This is a genomic window from Pontibacter sp. HSC-36F09 (assembly GCF_024171605.1).
Classification (GTDB): domain Bacteria; phylum Bacteroidota; class Bacteroidia; order Cytophagales; family Hymenobacteraceae; genus Pontibacter.
Map to the genome: position 1 here is coordinate 249,632 of NZ_JALKAA010000002.1, position 16,054 is coordinate 265,685.

Annotated in this window: 13 protein-coding genes; 7 read left to right on the forward strand and 6 right to left on the reverse strand. The window is 52.5% G+C overall.

Annotated features, from left to right (window positions below; genetic code table 11):
* Positions 1-16 precede the first annotated feature (16 nt).
* The 4 genes from L1278_RS07105 to L1278_RS07120 form a co-directional block, all read right to left on the reverse strand.
* Entirely contained in the window at positions 17-190 is a 174-nt protein-coding gene (locus tag L1278_RS07105; protein ID WP_253402345.1) for a hypothetical protein, read from the reverse strand.
* 129 nt (positions 191-319) lie between these two features.
* Positions 320-1,990 (reverse strand): right-handed parallel beta-helix repeat-containing protein, encoded by a 1,671-nt coding sequence (locus L1278_RS07110; RefSeq protein ID WP_253402347.1) that lies wholly within the window; start codon positions 1,988-1,990, stop codon positions 320-322.
* Between the two features lie 55 nt (positions 1,991-2,045).
* Positions 2,046-3,908, reverse strand: coding sequence for a pyruvate kinase (locus tag L1278_RS07115; protein WP_253402349.1), 1,863 nt, complete (start codon positions 3,906-3,908; stop codon positions 2,046-2,048).
* Positions 3,909-4,071: 163 nt separating this feature from the next.
* Positions 4,072-5,016 (reverse strand): polysaccharide deacetylase family protein, encoded by a 945-nt coding sequence (locus tag L1278_RS07120; protein WP_253402350.1) that lies wholly within the window; start codon positions 5,014-5,016, stop codon positions 4,072-4,074.
* Between the two features lie 133 nt (positions 5,017-5,149).
* Between L1278_RS07120 and L1278_RS07125 the strand changes: the two genes are divergently transcribed.
* The 6 genes from L1278_RS07125 to rny all read left to right on the forward strand — a co-directional run bounded on the left by L1278_RS07125 (position 5,150) and on the right by rny (position 12,557).
* Positions 5,150-6,772 carry a glycerol-3-phosphate dehydrogenase/oxidase gene (locus L1278_RS07125; RefSeq protein ID WP_253402352.1) on the forward strand — a complete coding sequence of 541 codons (1,623 nt, stop codon included), beginning with the start codon at positions 5,150-5,152 and terminating at the stop codon, positions 6,770-6,772.
* A gap of 39 nt (positions 6,773-6,811) precedes the next feature.
* Positions 6,812-7,444, forward strand: a complete 633-nt coding sequence (locus tag L1278_RS07130) for a DUF1684 domain-containing protein (protein ID WP_253402354.1) — start codon at positions 6,812-6,814, stop codon at positions 7,442-7,444.
* A 338-nt stretch (positions 7,445-7,782) separates the two neighbouring features.
* A complete protein-coding gene (gene pheT / locus L1278_RS07135; RefSeq protein ID WP_253402356.1) occupies positions 7,783-10,200 on the forward strand; it encodes a phenylalanine--tRNA ligase subunit beta in 2,418 nt (805 codons plus the stop codon).
* A 2-nt stretch (positions 10,201-10,202) separates the two neighbouring features.
* Positions 10,203-10,499: a hypothetical protein gene (locus L1278_RS07140; RefSeq protein ID WP_253402357.1), complete on the forward strand. Its 297-nt coding sequence runs from the start codon at positions 10,203-10,205 to the stop codon at positions 10,497-10,499.
* A gap of 90 nt (positions 10,500-10,589) precedes the next feature.
* Positions 10,590-10,874: a cell division protein ZapA gene (locus L1278_RS07145; RefSeq protein ID WP_116544875.1), complete on the forward strand. Its 285-nt coding sequence runs from the start codon at positions 10,590-10,592 to the stop codon at positions 10,872-10,874.
* Between the two features lie 117 nt (positions 10,875-10,991).
* Entirely contained in the window at positions 10,992-12,557 is a 1,566-nt protein-coding gene (gene rny / locus L1278_RS07150; RefSeq protein ID WP_116544876.1) for a ribonuclease Y, read from the forward strand.
* Positions 12,558-12,646: 89 nt separating this feature from the next.
* Here rny and L1278_RS07155 read toward each other — a convergent pair whose 3' ends face one another.
* The gene (locus L1278_RS07155) at positions 12,647-13,120 is read right to left on the reverse strand and encodes a Dps family protein (protein ID WP_253402359.1); all 474 of its coding nucleotides are present in this window, start codon (positions 13,118-13,120) and stop codon (positions 12,647-12,649) included.
* Between the two features lie 185 nt (positions 13,121-13,305).
* Between L1278_RS07155 and L1278_RS07160 the strand changes: the two genes are divergently transcribed.
* The gene (locus L1278_RS07160) at positions 13,306-14,256 is read left to right on the forward strand and encodes a hydrogen peroxide-inducible genes activator (protein ID WP_253402361.1); all 951 of its coding nucleotides are present in this window, start codon (positions 13,306-13,308) and stop codon (positions 14,254-14,256) included.
* Positions 14,257-15,027: 771 nt separating this feature from the next.
* On the opposite strand, the gene sucD is transcribed toward L1278_RS07160, so the two are convergent.
* Positions 15,028-15,921, reverse strand: a complete 894-nt coding sequence (gene sucD, locus L1278_RS07165) for a succinate--CoA ligase subunit alpha (RefSeq protein ID WP_253402363.1) — start codon at positions 15,919-15,921, stop codon at positions 15,028-15,030.
* Positions 15,922-16,054: the final 133 nt, after the last annotated feature.

Consider the following 16,054-nt stretch of genomic DNA (forward strand, 5'->3'; position numbering starts at 1 on the left):
ACAAGAACCGACAAGCTCACCGCTTATGCTTCCGGATATTCCACCACGTGTTGATAATGGACAGTCCTAAACCCGCTCCGATGAAAGCCCAGCCGATATACTTGTTTTCGAAGAAATGCCCGATGCTGATGATAGCACCTGCCACAGCTAATAGTACAGCAAAAAATCCGACCAGATTGAATGATGTCATATGCTTTGTTTAAATCCAGGTATAAGCAAAGTCAAGAGCCTGCTGAAAGTAAGTTACATAGAATCTTTTATATATTCTTCCCCAACTTCAATATTTCTGCCTGCCTCACGGGTATCTCAACTCCCAAACTCAAAACAGCTCCTTGAGCAATTGAAAAAACTTCGGTCGGGTATAGGAAACGGCGCCTATGTCGGGTGCAGCGGTCGACTCAATTTGATTGCCGAAGATGTCTTCTGTGGCTGGAGCAAATGAAGGAGGGAGGGGCACCGCTATACCTTTGTCGATAAGCGGTGATTTTTTCTGAGGACTATACCTGTCGCGCAGGGCTTGTAAATCGAGCGGATAGCCCAGGGTGCCTGCCGTGCCTGGTGCCTGTAACTGTGGGTCTGCCACCATACCTGTCGGACTGCCGTTTATCGCTTCCTGACCAGTGGCTGCCTGAAAATCGGGCAGGGAGGTATAGCGAACATCGCCCCACACAAAGGTATAGCGGCCGTCTTCGCTGTAGTAAGCATTGTGATGAAAAGAAACATCCATCGTCGTATCAGTGGCTACCAACATGGGGGCTCCGTTGCGACTGTAGAAGATGTTGTTGAAAAACCTGACGTTATGGTGACCGCCGCTTTTGAAGAACACGCCTCCGCCGGAAGGGGCAACCGCACTGTCAGCAAAGATGGTGTTGTTGTACACGAGCAAGTCCAGATTGCCGCCTCTTTCATGGTTCTCCACCCACAGCGTGATGCCCTTGTAATCATTTTTGCGGCCGTCGTTTTCCGAGATGTTGTACCGGATGATGTTGTTACGCATCGGGCGGGCCCACTCAAACTGCGCAATCAGAAAACCTGCGCCGTCGTTGTCGTGCGAGTAGTTGTACTGCATCACGGAGTTGGACACGCCGCCGTCCAGATCAAAGCCGCCGCCGTCGCAACCGCTGCCCGCGCTCATGTTGTAGGCCTCGTTGTATTGGATGGTGATGTTGTTGGCGTCCCAGGCCCAGATGCCGATTGGTCCGCCACAGTTCTTGTTCTGCATGCCCGAAGTATGGACCACGCTGTGCTCTATCGTGCTGCCGTCCACATCAGACAGCACAATGCCGCTTCCGCTGTGCTTATCGGGGAGTATCAGCCCGTAAATTTTATACACATGGCAGTGCCCGATGTAGATATTTTGGTGCGCGTAGCCGGTTTTGGTATGGTCGAACTGTCCGTAGGTGTTGATGCCGACCGAGTCGATGTCGTGTACGACGGCCTTTGTGATGCGGGCATCCCGGAAACCGCTGTTGCCGTTCCAGGCGCCCAGCGTGATGCCGGATTTCCGGAAGCCGCTCACCTCCACCTGGTCTATGACGATGTGCGGCAGTTTCACATCGCCGGGCAGGTCGTTGTAGAAAAGGATGCCGTGGTTGGTGTTGCGGGTATAGCCACTGCCCCGGAAATTCAGATCCCGGATTTCTATACCTGCCACATTGTACGCATAAAAGCCGTAACTGTCACCCGCATCAATGGTAGCGCGGCCTTCGCCATAAGAGCTGATGACCAGCGGAGCACCTTCGCCCTGGAGATTTTCCTGATGAAAATAAAGCCCGCCCGAAAAGGTATAGCCGCCTTCGAGCAGCAGCGAATCGCCGGGGCTATACCTGTGCTTGTTCGCTTTGGCGATGCTGCGCCAGGCGGAAGCAGTCGTGGTGCCCGTGTTGGCGTCATTGCCTTTGGAACTGATGTAATAGGTGTGCGCCAAGGTATAGGGTGCTGTGCAAAGGTATAGGCCGATAGAAAATAGTAGGGCCAGGGCCATTTTCATAGTCAAAAATATTCAGGTGCAGGTATAGCCGACTCCAGACTATACCTGTCAGAGTCTAAATGTCGGCGCCGCTGATGGGCATTGCCAGTTCCGATACGTGCAGTGGACGGAGCATGGATGTTTTCTTGTGCTGGTGCTCCTGCATGCGCTGGAGTATATCGTCGAGCAGTTCCACAGCCCGCAGCACGTATGGCCCCTTGTTAAGCATCACGCAGTCAGCCCGCTGCGACATGGCGGCGTCCGTGATCTCGGCCCTTGACGGACGCCCCTTCTTGGCAAGTGACTCGAGTACCTGCGTGGCCCACACCACCGGTATGTGCGCCGCCTCCGTTATCCACAGAATCTCCTCCTGCACTTCGGCCAGGCGCTGCCAGCCGCACTCCACGGCCAGGTCGCCGCGGGCAATCATGACGCCCACCGGGTGGTTTTTCATGACGGTCAGGAGCAAATGAGGCAGGTGGCGGAAACCTTCCTTCGTCTCGATTTTGAGGATAATGCCCAGGCGTGGCGGTGCCTTCAGGCGCTTCAGTTCCTTGTGCAGCGCCTCGATCATCTCGGGGTGGTTCACAAACGAGAGACTCACGATGTCAGCATGTTTCACCACGAATGCAAGGTGCTGACTGTCTTGCTCCGAGAGCCCGTTCAACTGCAAATCGCTTTCGGGCAGGTTGATGCCCTTGTCGTGCAACAGGCGGCTTCCGGTCTCTTTCGCTTCGGTAATTTTCACGAGCAAGTTATCTTCGCTCACATTCATGATCACGCCCGCTATTTTGCCATCGTCAAACAAGATCGGCTGGCCTGTCTTTACGCGACTGAATACCTCAGGCAGGGTACAGGCAATACGCGCTGGTTTTACAATATGCCCCTCGGCATCGTAGAGAGCAGGCTCACCGGGCGCTTCATCTTTGGTGAGTATCAGCAAATCGTCTTTGCGCAGGTAGATGGGTGCCACGCTGGCAGGCAATTCGCCCACCTTAGCACTGCGCTCCAGGGCGCTCTTTTTAGTAATGGTGAGTTCGGTGCCCGTGCCGATATAAGAAGATTTGAACAGGTGCGCGATGACGCCTTTATCTTTGCGATGCATCACCGTGAAAGTGCGGCTGCGACCGCGTGTGTCTCTGAACTTAAGCTTATCGCCTTGTTGCAGCTGCGCCACCCAGGCCTCGTCGACGGGCAGGCTGGCGTCTGTGGGCACCTCATTCTCCACACCGGCAGGGGCGAGCCATACCTTGGCGGGCGACACGAGCTGCCCCAGTTCGTTCTGAATCGGGCGGATGGGCAGCAGGGCGGGGCCGGGTTTGAGCGGACCCGTGCGCAGTTTGGGTCCCATCAGGTCCATCAGGATCTTGCAGCTATGGCCCGTCTCCTTTTCGGCCTTCCGGATGGATTGAACCATGGTTTCCCATACCTCCTCGTCATCGTGGGCGCAGTTGATACGGGCGCAGTCCATACCTGCCAGTAGCATGCGCTTAACCAGTTCGTAGTCCTGGGCCAGTTCGGTGGAAAAAGTGACCATGATACGGGTGCTGCGTTTGGGAGGTCGGGGCCCCAACAGTTCGCTCGTGTGCTTTTCGAGCAGCTCAACGCTTTCAGCATGTGAAACAGGTATGGGTTTTTCGGTGGGGGCACAGTCGAGCAGGTGGCAGAGCATGTTGTGCACCGCCTGCAAACTAGCCAGTACATGTCCTTCGGAGCGACCCAGCGAGGAGAGCCCCAAACGGGCCAGGTTCTCCTGCAGCTGCCGTATGTCATGCTGCCGCAGCGACAGGTAGTGCAACAGGTTGCGGGCGCTCGTGCGGAAAGATGGGTGCACGCTTTTGATGGCTGTGGCAAACTTCTTTTCCAGTTCAAGGGCATCCTGTTGCAGCACGTCGAGCTGCGATATCATCTGGCGAAGTTGTTTCTCGTCTGTTTGCATGATGTTAGAAGGTATAAGTAACAGGACTAAGGGTCTTTAGACAAAAGATAAAAGACAATAAAGTCAAGCCCTGTCATTCAATATTTTAGCATTTACGGTGTGCGCATTCATTTTTCCTGATACGCAGCATCCTATCAAACTGAAGGGATGGGTGCAGGGTTGTTTAAAAGCTATTCACCATGGCTCGGTGCAACGAATTGGAGCTCCAATAGCCACTCGCAATAATACGGCGGATGCTATGCAACGGGTCCTGCGGGTCACGCTTATCGGCCAGTTGGAAAGCCGCTATCAGGCCACGCTGTTTCAATTCAGGTATAGCCTCCGGGTTCCAGAGTCCGAATGGGTAAGCGAAGTACTCGGTTGGTTTTCCTGTAATCTCGGCCAGCTGTCGCGAAGGTTTTTCTACTTGTGTTACCCAGTCCTGTCCCTGGTATTTCTTCACATTCTGATGATCCCAGGTATGCGAGCCAATAGCATGCCCTTTATCTGAAAGCTCCTTTACCTGCGCTTTGGTCATGTAGTTAGGTCTGTCCAGCGATACGGTCATGATGAAGAACACGCCTTTGAAACCGTACTTTTCCAGCTCCGGTGCCGCCGCGGTATACTGCCCCAGGCTGGTATCGTCGAAGGTGAGCATTACGGGTTTTTTGGGCAGCGGGGCGCCGGTGGTGAGGTAGGCCAGCAACTGGTCGGGCAGCACGGTTTGGTAACCGCTGTCGGCCAGCATTTTGATGTGGTCTTTGAAGCGGTCTTCAGGTATAATGTAATCTTTGGCCTGTTTGGAATCCTTTTCTCGCCAGTCGCGCACCTGGTGGTAGCACAGAATCGGCACCTGCTTGCGGGCGATGATGGTTTCGGCATCGGCGATGGAGCTGGCTACCAGGGCCACAGGCTGATCCGGACCGGCAGGTATAGCGGCCAGCAATTGCAGACTGTCAGGTATAGGTATAGCGGTGTCGGAAAGGGCAGGTGCAACAGGTATAGCGGTTTCGACAGGTGAGAGGGTATCGGCGGTTTTGCCTTCCTGCACACAGGACGAAAAGCCAAAAAGCAACACGAATAATAAAGCAAAAAAAGGTAGGCGGAAACGGAAGTAAGGGGATTTCATGGTAGGATTTGTAAATGTCATAATGATAGCGAGTTTTCAGCTATTTTCCGAGTTTCTGAAGAGAATAACCGCTACCTTAAGCTACCATTTCTGAGAGAATCGTTAACCGCTCAATCTATACCTGAAACCGCCTATGGCAGCTATTCCTTTTACCCGCGAGGCCATGTTGCGCCAGCTTTCCGATGTGCCGGTCTGGGATGTGTTGGTGATAGGCGGTGGCGCCACGGGTTTAGGAACAGCGCTCGATGCTGCTTCGCGCGGGTATAAGACGCTCTTACTCGAGCAGTCCGATTTTGCGAAAGGCACTTCGAGTCGCAGTACCAAGTTGGTGCACGGCGGGGTGCGCTACCTGGCGCAGGGCAATATCCGACTGGTATTCGAAGCGCTGCGGGAGCGTGGACTTCTCCTGCGCAACGCGCCGCATGTGGTGTCGGTGCAGCCTTTTGTAATCCTTTGCTACAGTTGGTGGCAGCGCTTTTTCTATGGCACCGGCCTCACGCTCTACGATTTGCTGGCAGGCAGGTATAGCCTGGGCCGCACCGCCTGGTGGAGTCGCAAAACCGTGCTCGAGCGCATGACGAATATCAAATCCGAAAACCTGAAAGGCGGCATTGTGTACTACGACGGGCAATTCGACGACGCCCGACTGGCTCTGAACCTCGCCCAAACCTGCGCTGAACAGGGTGCAACGGTGCTGAATTATGTTCGTGTGACAGGCTTGACCAAAGACGCTGAAGGAAAAGTGAATGGTGTGGAGGCGGTAGACCTGGAAAGTGGCCAGCCTTATACCTTGCGGGCCAGAGCAGTGGTGAACGCGACTGGCGTATATGTAGATGAAATTCTGCAACTCGACCAACCTGCCCAAAACCCACTGGTGATGCCGAGTCAGGGCGTGCACGTGGTACTCAATAAGTCTTTTCTGCCAGGCGATGCCGCCCTGATGATTCCTAAAACGCCGGATGGTCGCGTGCTTTTTGCTATACCCTGGCAGGAGCATGTGTTGGTCGGCACAACCGATACCCCGCTGCAGCAACTGAGTCTGGAACCTGTGGCGTTGGATACGGAGATTAACTTTATCCTGCAAACCGCTGGAGCTTATCTGCAGAAGTCCCCGACCCGACAGGATGTGCTGAGCGTGTTTGCCGGCCTTCGTCCCTTAGCTGCCCCTAGTAGCTTAACCGGTAGTACCAAGGAGATTTCACGGAGTCACAAATTGCTGGTAGCTCCTTCAGGGCTGATCACCATCACAGGCGGCAAATGGACCACTTACCGCCAGATGGCCGAAGACACTGTGAACGCCGCTATCCGGGTGGCGGGGCTGCCTGCTATACCTTGCCGTACGGAGAGATTGCCCATACACGGTGCTATACCTTCGTTACCTATACCTGTGCCTAATGATCCTGGAGGATTTGCTATTTACAGCAGCGATGCAACGGCTTTGCAGGCACTGATGCAGTCCGAACCTGAACTGGCCCACAAGCTGCATCCTGACTTTAGCTATACCTTGGCCGAAGTGGTTTGGGCGGTGCGGTACGAGATGGCCCGTAGCGTGGAGGATGTGCTGGCCCGGCGATTGCGGGTGCTGTTCCTTGATGCCCGCGCTGCGCAGGAAATGGCGCCTGTGGTAGCCGAAGTCATGGCCCTCGAACTCAATCGCGAGGAGGTGTGGCAGCGGGAGCAAACAGCAGCCTTTGAAATGCTCGTTAAACACTATCTGCCACAAGCCACTGAAAAGCCGGCCGTGCGGTCACATTGACGAATTTTTTCCGAAATTGCAGCAAAATTACCCAACCCCATGCAACGACCCTTCAAAATCATCATAATGGCCGGCATTGCGCTGGTGCTTTTCTATTTTGTGCGCGAGTCTTTTCTGAGCGACGACAATTACCTGATTCCACTGAAAAAAGAGCGGGAGGAAAAAGACCTGTCGTTTCGCGGCCGCACGAACAGTCCTTTTGAGGAAGCCGACCGCAGGATGTTCACCAACCTGATGTATTACGAGCCCAACCTGGACTACCGCGTAAACGTGAAACTGGAAGACATTTCCCCGAAAGACACGGTGCACATGCCCATGACCAACGGCAGCACCGAGGCTTACATGCGCTATGCCATCGCCAATTTTGAGCTAAACGGAGAGCCGCAGCGCCTGACGCTCTACAAAAAGGTGAAAGAGGAAGAAGATAAGCTGTTTGTGCCCTTTACCGATAAAACCAACGGTTTCGATACCTATGGCGGTGGTCGCTACATGGATGTGCCGATCAAAGAAGGCGCCAAAACGGCCACCCTCGACTTCAATCGCGCCTACAGCCCTTTTTGCGCCTACAACCCTGAATACGTATGCCCGGTGCCGCCCAAAGAAAACCGCCTGACTGTGGCAGTGGAGGCCGGCGAGAAAAACTACGATAAAGTGCATCCGGTGGTGGAGTAGGGCTTTTTTGTGTCACCCAACTCGTATCAGGTAACACGATCGCTTTCAGGAAGTACTCGACAAAGGATTTTATAGAAGGTGCTATACCTGAACGCTCCATCGCTATATCGGATTTGTAATCTGCCTGCCAGCAGCTACTGCCTCTGCGATTGCGGATTACAAGTCTGCTGGTCATAAACTTTCGGATTGCAAACTGAAAGAGCAGCCTCTGGTGAGGTAGCTTCATCTAAAATTCCTTTGTCCTATTGGCTTTTATCAAAGAGCAAAGAAAAATCCTTAATTTTGGGAATTAGCTTCAACCGAACGGGGCTATACCTTACAGAACAACAAAAATAACCATGCTGATTTCATTCGACTGGCTGAAACAACTCATTTCTATAGATAAAACCGCTGAAGAAACAGGCGCCTTGCTGACAGGCTCTGGTCTGGAAGTGGAAGCGATTCACAATTTCGACCAGGTAAAAGGCGGTCTGGAGGGCATCGTGATAGGCGAAGTGCTGACCTGTGAGCGCCATCCGGATGCTGACCGCCTGAGCGTGACCACCGTGGATATAGGCACAGGCGAGCCAAGCCAAATTGTGTGCGGTGCGCCCAACGTAGCTGCCGGACAGAAAGTGGTAGTGGCGACCGTGAACAGCACGCTATACCCTAGCGGTGGTGAGTCTTTCAAAATCAAGAAATCAAAAATACGCGGAGCTGCTTCCGAAGGTATGATTTGCGCCGAAGACGAGATTGGCGTCGGCACATCCCATGCCGGCATCATGGTGCTCGACACCGATTTGCCAAACGGTACGCCTGCCGCTGAGTATTTCGGTCTGGGCTCTGACAAGGTATTCGAAATCGGATTAACGCCAAACCGCGCTGATGCCGCTTCGCACCTGGGTGTAGCCCGCGACCTGAAAGCCCTCTTGCGTGTGCCTTATACCTTGCCTTCTGTAGAAGATTTCAACGTGAGCAATACGACCCGCCCGATTGAGGTGGAGATCGGAAACATAGAGGCCTGCCCAAGGTATGCCGGTGTAACCGTGAGCGGCGTGAAGGTGGGACCTTCGCCGGAGTGGCTGCAGAAGCGCCTGCGTGCCATCGACCTGGCCCCGATCAACAACATCGTGGACGTGACCAACTACGTGCTGCACGAGTTGGGTCAGCCGCTGCACGCGTTTGATGCTGATAAAATAAAAGGCAATAAGATTGTCGTGAAAACTGCCGAAGCCGACAGTAAATTCGTGACGCTGGACGGTGTGGAGCGCAAACTCAAAGCCAACGACCTGATGATCTGCAACGCCGAAGAACCGATGGCGATTGGCGGTGTTTTCGGTGGCAAAGAGTCGGGAGTGAGTGAAGAAACAACGAATATTTTCATCGAAAGTGCTTACTTCTCGCCAGACTACGTTCGCCGCACAGGTATGGCGCACAACCTCAAAACCGACGCGTCATTCCGTTTCGAGCGCGGCACCGACCCGAATATGGTGATTACCGCTTTGAAGCGTGCTGCTTTGCTTATACAGGAAGTGGCTGGCGGTGAGATTAGCTCTGAGATTGTAGACGTATACCCGCAGGCGATTCAGAACCTGGAACTGACGCTGGATATTGAGCGTGCTCATATCTTAATCGGTCAGCACATTGGCGCTGAGCGCATGAAAGAAATCCTGACCGACTTAGGTATAGAAATCACCGGCGAAACAGAAGAGAAGCTGCATGTTTCTGTGCCGCCGTTTAAAGTAGACGTAACCCGCGAGGCCGATTTGGTGGAGGAAATCCTGCGCATTTACGGTTTCAATAACATCGAGGTGAGCGAGCACATGGCCACCACCTACATGGCCAGCTTCCCGAAACCTTACCCGGAGGACATCACGGGCACCATACTGGATTACATCTCGGCTAACGGCTTCCACGAGATCATCACCAACTCCATTACCAACTCCAACTACTATGCCGCTGGCGGAGACGAGGAGATGGCCGGGCTGGTGAAAGTGCTCAACTACAACAGCGAAGACCTAGACGTGCTGCGCAAGAGCATGGTGTTTTCGGGTCTGGAAGTGCTGCGCTACAACATCAACCGCCGTCAGCGCGACCTCAAGGTATACGAACTCGGCAAGGTATACGAGCAACTGGAAGACGGCTACAAAGAGACCCGCAAACTGGCGCTTTACATGGTAGGCAACACCACCGCCGAAAGCTGGAAGCAGCCCGCCCAGAAAGTAGCTTTCCATGACCTGGCAGGTATGGTGCAGAACGTGCTGCAGAAACTCAACGCTGCCGACTACGAAGTGCAGGCCATTGAGCAAAGCCGCTATATGCGCCAGGGCATCACCTACGTGAAAAACGGCACCGTGATCGCACAGGTCGGTTTGCTGGACGCAGCCGTGACCAAAGCCATGGACGTGAAAGAACAGGTATGGTACGCCGAACTCAACTGGGACTACCTCATCAAGAAATACAAAGACAAACTGGTGGCCGAGGAGTTGCCGAAGTTCCCGGAAGTGCGCCGCGACCTGTCGCTGGTGGTGGACAAGAACCTGACCTTTGAGCAGCTGAAGCAAATAGCGCTGCGCACCGAGCGCAAGCTCCTGCAAGGCGTGAACGTGTTCGATGTGTACGAAGGCGATAAGATAGCCGCAGGCAAGAAAGCCTATGCTTTGAGCTTCACGTTGCTGGACCGCCAGCAAACTTTGACCGACAAAGTGATCGATGGCGTGATGAACCGCCTGATGCAGCAATTTGAGAAACAGCTGGGAGCCATTATCCGCAAATAGTTATGCCAAAGGAAAAACAACTGCAACAGCTTCAGTCGATTGAGAGCAAGGTGCGCCAGCTCTTAAACCGCCACACCGACGCGCAACAGAAGCTTGCCGCCGCGCAGGAAGAAATTAAAATGCTGGAGTCGCAGCTGCAGGAGCGGGAACAGCAAATAAAAAATTTTCAAAATCAAGAGAATATTGTTAAGATTGTAGATGCGATAGCAGGAAACACTGCAAATTCGACAGAGTTAAAGCTGAAGTTAAACGAATATATAAGGGAAATTGATAAGTGTATCGCCTACTTGCGTGACTAGCGGGAGGCAGTGAGCTGGAGCCGGACATACGGCAGGCCATTGTCAGGAAACAAAGAAACGAAGTGGCCCTATACCTAAAAAACGCAACGGATGGGTGAATTAGCTATTAAGATTCGCATCGCAGAACGCGAGTATCCGATGCGGGTGAAGGAAGAAGAAGAAGAAAGGCTTCGGGTAGTGGGTAAACTTTTGAACGAGCGCCTGCGCTTTTTCAAAGACCAGTTTGGCATACAGGACAAGCAGGACTTGCTGGCTATGGTGGCTTTTGAAACCATGGTGGACAAGCTGAAGCTCGAGGATGACAAAAATGCCCATCTCGACAAAGTAGGTGCGCAACTGAGCGTGCTCGACGAGCTCTTATCAACAAATAAGTAAACCAAACCGAGACTGCCCCCTAAGCAGTCTAATTAACTACAGTGTGGTTTGTAAAGCCACTTCACTGTCTTGCTGCAGGTACTGCTATTGTTTTTATAAACCATAAAAGCGTATAGTATGTCCGATATTTTAATCATTCTAATCACCGCCATTGTCGCGCTCGGAGTCGGCGTGTACATTGGGCGCGTACTCCTGCAAAAGGTATACAAACAGCAGGAGGAAGCTGCCCGCCAAAAGGCAAAATCCATTATCCGCGAAGCTGAAATCAACGCCGAAGGCATCAAGAAAGACCGCATGCTGGAGGCCAAGGAAAAATTCCTGAAGCTGAAGTCTGAGTTCGAAGAAGAATCGAACAAGAAGAAGAACATCATCATTCAGAACGAGAACAAGGTAAAGCAGCGCGAGCAGCACGTGGCCAAGCAGATGGAACAGACCAAGCGCCGCGAAACTGAACTCGACAAGGAGAAGGAAGCACTCGACCACCAACTGGAAGTTCTCAAGAAACGCAAAGAAGAAGTAGAACAGCAGCACAGCGAGGTAGTGGCACGTCTCGAGAAAATAGCTGGTCTGACCGCAGCCGAAGCCCGCGAGCAAATGGTAGAAGCCCTGAAAAGCGAAGCCACGTCGCATGCATCTTCTTACGTGAAGGACATTGTGGCCCAGGCCAAACTCACCGCTACCAAAGAAGCCAAGAAAATTGTGGTGGAGACTATCCAGCGTACTGCCGCGGAGCACGCCATCGAAAACTGCGTGTCTGTTTTCAACATCGAAAGCGACGACATCAAAGGCAAGATCATCGGTCGTGAAGGCCGTAACATCCGCGCTCTGGAAGCTGCCACTGGTGTAGAAATCATCGTAGATGACACTCCGGAAGCGATCATTATCTCTGGTTTTGATCCGGTTCGTCGCGAAATTGCCCGACTGTCGCTGCACCGTTTAGTAGCTGACGGTCGTATCCACCCGGCCCGCATTGAGGAGGTAGTTTCGAAAACCCGCAAAAACATTGAAGAAGAGATTGTGGAAATCGGTGAGCGTACTGCCATCGATTTAGGTATACACGGTCTGCACCCTGAACTGATCAAGATGGTGGGCCGCATGCGCTTCCGCTCTTCTTACGGACAAAACCTGCTGCAGCACTCACGCGAAGTAGCCAACCTGTGCGCCACCATGGCCGCAGAACTTGGGTTGAACGTGAAACACGCCAAGCGCGCCGGTCTGTTGCACGACATCGGTAAAGTAACCCCAGACGAGCCGGAATTGCCACACGCGATCATCGGTATGGAGCTGGCCAAGAAATACAAGGAGCATCCGGATATCTGCAACGCCATCGGCGCTCACCACGACGAAATCGAGATGACCGCGATGATTTCTCCGTTGATCCAAGCTTGCGACGCCATCTCCGGTTCTAGACCGGGTGCCCGCCGCGAGATCATGGAGTCGTATATCAAGCGTCTGAAGGATTTGGAAGCTGCTGCCGTATCATTTGACGGTGTGAACCAGTGCTACGCTATCCAGGCTGGCCGCGAACTTCGCATCATGGTAGACGCCGACAACGTGAGTGACGAAAAAGCCGCACAGCTTTCATTTGACATCTCGCAGAAGATCGAAAAAGAAATGCAGTACCCAGGCCAGATCAAAATCACGGTAATCCGCGAAATGAGAGCCATTAGCTACGCCAAGTAAGGTATAGCCCAGGTATAAACAAAAGCCGCCTGTTACTATTGTAGCAGGCGGCTTTTGCATTAAACTAAAACCAATCGTCACTTAAATTCTTAGCTCAGGAAAGCCTTCAGCATCCAAAGCGTTTTTTCATTTTCGTTGATGTCTTCACTCACCAGCGCTACCGTACCTTCGTCGTCACGCTCGGCGGCCAGCGCCAGAATATCACGCTCCAGACTTACAATCACAGACAGGTTCTGGTGCGTCGCTTCTACCGTTTCGCGGTCACCGCTCAGGCTTGATGCCTCCTGTATGCTCGACACACGCAGGTAGTCCGAGAAGGAATGCAGCGGCTTCTGGCCAATGGTCAGGATACGTTCTGCCAGCGCATCGATGCGGGCCAGCGCGCTGTTGTACAACTCCTCATACTTGGCATGCAGCTGGAAGAAGTGTATGCCCTTGATGTTCCAATGAAAACCGCGCAGGTTCTGGTAGTAAATGTGATAGTTGGCCAATAACTCGTTCAGCTTGTCAGCAATTTCTACGGAGTCTTGTTTCTCCAATCCAATATTAGTCAGCTTATTCATAGTCTTGTATGTCTTTATTGTTTGTATATACAAATATACCCAAATTGTGATTATAAACCAAATCGATTATATTGATGCAGGTATAGAGATAATCTATACTTTAGCGGGTGGAGGCTAAAAAGTCTGTCTGCCTGAGGTGACTGGCCTGTTGATATAAAGCGCCTCTATACTATACGTTTGATAGCATGACACTGGTACAATTAGAATATTTATTGGCGGTAGACACGCACCGTCATTTTGCGACGGCGGCAGATAACTGTTTCGTGACGCAGCCCACTCTGAGTATGCAGCTGCAAAAGCTGGAAGAAGAGTTAGGAGTACAGTTATTTGATCGAAGCAGAGTGCCTGTGCGGCCCACCGAGATTGGAAAGGAAGTGATTGCCCAGGCCCGTATTGTGGTGGCGGAGTCGAAAAAGATAAGAGAGATTGTGCAGAACCAGAAGCAGGAGCTGAGCGGCGAACTGCGCGTGGGCGTTATACCTACCTTAGCACCCTACCTGATACCGCTTTTCGTGACGAGCTTTATGGAGAAGTATCCGGATGTGCGACTGGTGGTGCAGGAGTTGCTGACCGAGGAAATTGTGCAGAAGCTGAACTATGAGCTGCTTGATGTTGGTTTGTTGGTGACGCCCCTCGAGGACAAGTCTATAAAGGAGTTGCCGCTGTTTTACGAAGCTTTTGTGGCCTATATCAACCCGTCTCACCCATTAGCTAATAGCAAGGCTATAAGCCCGGAGCAGCTCGACCTGGACGAATTGTGGGTGCTCAACGAAGGGCACTGTTTCCGGAGCCAGGTGCTCAACATCTGTAACCGGGGCGGAGGCACAACCCCTTCCGGCCACTTCGACTACAAGAGCGGCTCCCTCGAAACCCTCAAACGCATTGTAGAAACCCAACGCGGACTCACGCTGCTACCCGAACTCTCCGTACTCGATATACCTGCCGAAAAGCAGTTGCTCGTCCATACCTTCCGGGAGCCGCAGCCGCAGCGGGAAGTAAGCCTGGTCGTACACCGCAGCTTCCTGAAAAAACGCCTGATCGAGGCCCTGCAGAATGAAATTGTAGCCGCTATACCTGCGCACATCCGTAACCGCAAAAATCAGCAAGTGGTGGGAGTGAAGGAGTTGGGGAGTTGAGGAGGTTAGAACTGCAGGTATGGTCAAGGACTGTCGGAATCTTGCATTGAGTGCTTGTCTGAATCAGGATTTAAGAATTAGAAGATTGACAGGATTTCCGTGCACGATTAACATCCCTGTGCCCCCTTCTTTGTCGAGAGCCCCTACCCCCAAGGGGGATTTTCTGCCATTCAAGTATTCTGGGTATAGATAGCTATGTAGCTGCTGCAGTTTAGGTTGTTACTTTACTCAACCCACCCCTGCCCCTCCCGAGAGGGGAATTCCTGCCGCTGCGGTCTCACAAGTATAAAGCCTGTAGCGGCAGCAATCCTTTTGCTCTACCGGGTCCAACCACCCCTAACCCCTCCTTGTCTAAGGAGGGGAGTCTGAAACTGCCATTTCAAGGTTTACTCTTCGTTTTTTCAGACCCAGACTACACAAACCCCTGGCAGGTATAGCAAGACTAACTTGCCCCGGAAGCTATAAAACAGATCACATTAGCCAGGTGCACATTTCGGCGCTCCACTGTTCGAGCGTTCAGCGAGTTTGGAGCGTCTTGATTTTTTTGCTTACTTTTTTCATCAAGGAAAAAAGTGAGGCCCGCCCGGCTAGGGCAAGCTATGAAACCAATTAGCCTAGAGTATAGAGAAGCAGTAGCTACGCCAGGTATAGGTATAGCCACGACCGTTGCTTAAGACGCCCCGCGAGGTCTGCTACCGAAAACAAAACAGGCTGCCTCATCAGAAGCAGCCCGTTTCTATGTTTATACCTAATCAGGTATAGCAAATCAAATTAAGCGTTGATCATGCCAGCTTTCTGCAGCACCTCTACCATCGTAGCACCAATCTCAGCAGGAGAATCTACCACGTGGATGCCATTCTCGCGCATGATCTTCATTTTGGCAGCAGCAGTATCGTCAGCGCCACCTACAATCGCACCGGCGTGACCCATACGGCGACCAGCTGGAGCAGTCTGGCCAGCGATGAAACCAACCACTGGCTTCTTGTTGCCAGTCTCGCTGATGTACTGGGCAGCCATTGCCTCGTAGTTACCACCAATCTCACCGATCATCACAATCGCGTCTGTTTCAGGGTCTTCCATCAGCAGCTGTACCGCATCTTTGGTTGGCGTTCCGATGATCGGGTCACCACCGATACCGATAGCTGTAGAAATACCCAGGCCAGCCTTCACAATCTGGTCAGCAGCCTCGTACGTCAACGTGCCTGACTTAGAAACAATACCGATACGACCTGGCTTGAACACGAAACCTGGCATGATGCCTACTTTTGCTTCACCTGGCGTAATTACACCCGGGCAGTTCGGACCGATGAGAGTCACATCTTTGCCTTTCAGGTAGTTTTTGGCCATCACCATGTCTTTCACAGGAATGCCCTCTGTAATCGCAACGATTACTTTGATGCCCGCATCAGCAGCTTCCATGATCGCGTCGGCAGCGAAAGCCGGCGGCACGAAAATGATAGAAACATCGGCTCCCGTTCTCTTCACAGCATCTTCCACTGTGTTGAAAACCGGCAGGTCCAGGTGGTTGTTGCCGCCTTTGCCTGGTGTAACACCACCCACTACGTTGGTGCCGTACTCGATCATCTGAGAGGCGTGAAAAGAACCTTCGGAGCCCGTGAAGCCCTGTACGATCACTTTCGAATTTTTATTTACTAAAACACTCATGTGTATCTTATTAAGTTGATGAATGATGGTCTAAAATAAGGTAGTGCAAAAATAGGCTTTTTTGCGGCGCTTCCAAAAAATAGTTAACGCTAATATAGGCGCTAAAACAGCCCGGCGGAACGGGAACAGGTAT

What these genes read in the sequence shown, in the direction of transcription:
- L1278_RS07105 (WP_253402345.1), bottom strand. Translation starts at nt 190, where the DNA reads ATGACATCATTCAATCTGGTCGGATTTTTTGCTGTACTATTAGCTGTG.
- sucD (WP_253402363.1), bottom strand. Translation starts at nt 15,921, where the DNA reads ATGAGTGTTTTAGTAAATAAAAATTCGAAAGTGATCGTACAGGGCTTC.
- pheT (WP_253402356.1), top strand. Translation starts at nt 7,783, where the DNA reads ATGCTGATTTCATTCGACTGGCTGAAACAACTCATTTCTATAGATAAA.
- L1278_RS07145 (WP_116544875.1), top strand. Translation starts at nt 10,590, where the DNA reads ATGGGTGAATTAGCTATTAAGATTCGCATCGCAGAACGCGAGTATCCG.
- L1278_RS07115 (WP_253402349.1), bottom strand. Translation starts at nt 3,908, where the DNA reads ATGCAAACAGACGAGAAACAACTTCGCCAGATGATATCGCAGCTCGAC.
- L1278_RS07125 (WP_253402352.1), top strand. Translation starts at nt 5,150, where the DNA reads ATGGCAGCTATTCCTTTTACCCGCGAGGCCATGTTGCGCCAGCTTTCC.
- L1278_RS07140 (WP_253402357.1), top strand. Translation starts at nt 10,203, where the DNA reads ATGCCAAAGGAAAAACAACTGCAACAGCTTCAGTCGATTGAGAGCAAG.
- L1278_RS07120 (WP_253402350.1), bottom strand. Translation starts at nt 5,016, where the DNA reads ATGAAATCCCCTTACTTCCGTTTCCGCCTACCTTTTTTTGCTTTATTA.
- L1278_RS07160 (WP_253402361.1), top strand. Translation starts at nt 13,306, where the DNA reads ATGACACTGGTACAATTAGAATATTTATTGGCGGTAGACACGCACCGT.
- rny (WP_116544876.1), top strand. Translation starts at nt 10,992, where the DNA reads ATGTCCGATATTTTAATCATTCTAATCACCGCCATTGTCGCGCTCGGA.
- L1278_RS07130 (WP_253402354.1), top strand. Translation starts at nt 6,812, where the DNA reads ATGCAACGACCCTTCAAAATCATCATAATGGCCGGCATTGCGCTGGTG.
- L1278_RS07110 (WP_253402347.1), bottom strand. Translation starts at nt 1,990, where the DNA reads ATGAAAATGGCCCTGGCCCTACTATTTTCTATCGGCCTATACCTTTGC.
- L1278_RS07155 (WP_253402359.1), bottom strand. Translation starts at nt 13,120, where the DNA reads ATGAATAAGCTGACTAATATTGGATTGGAGAAACAAGACTCCGTAGAA.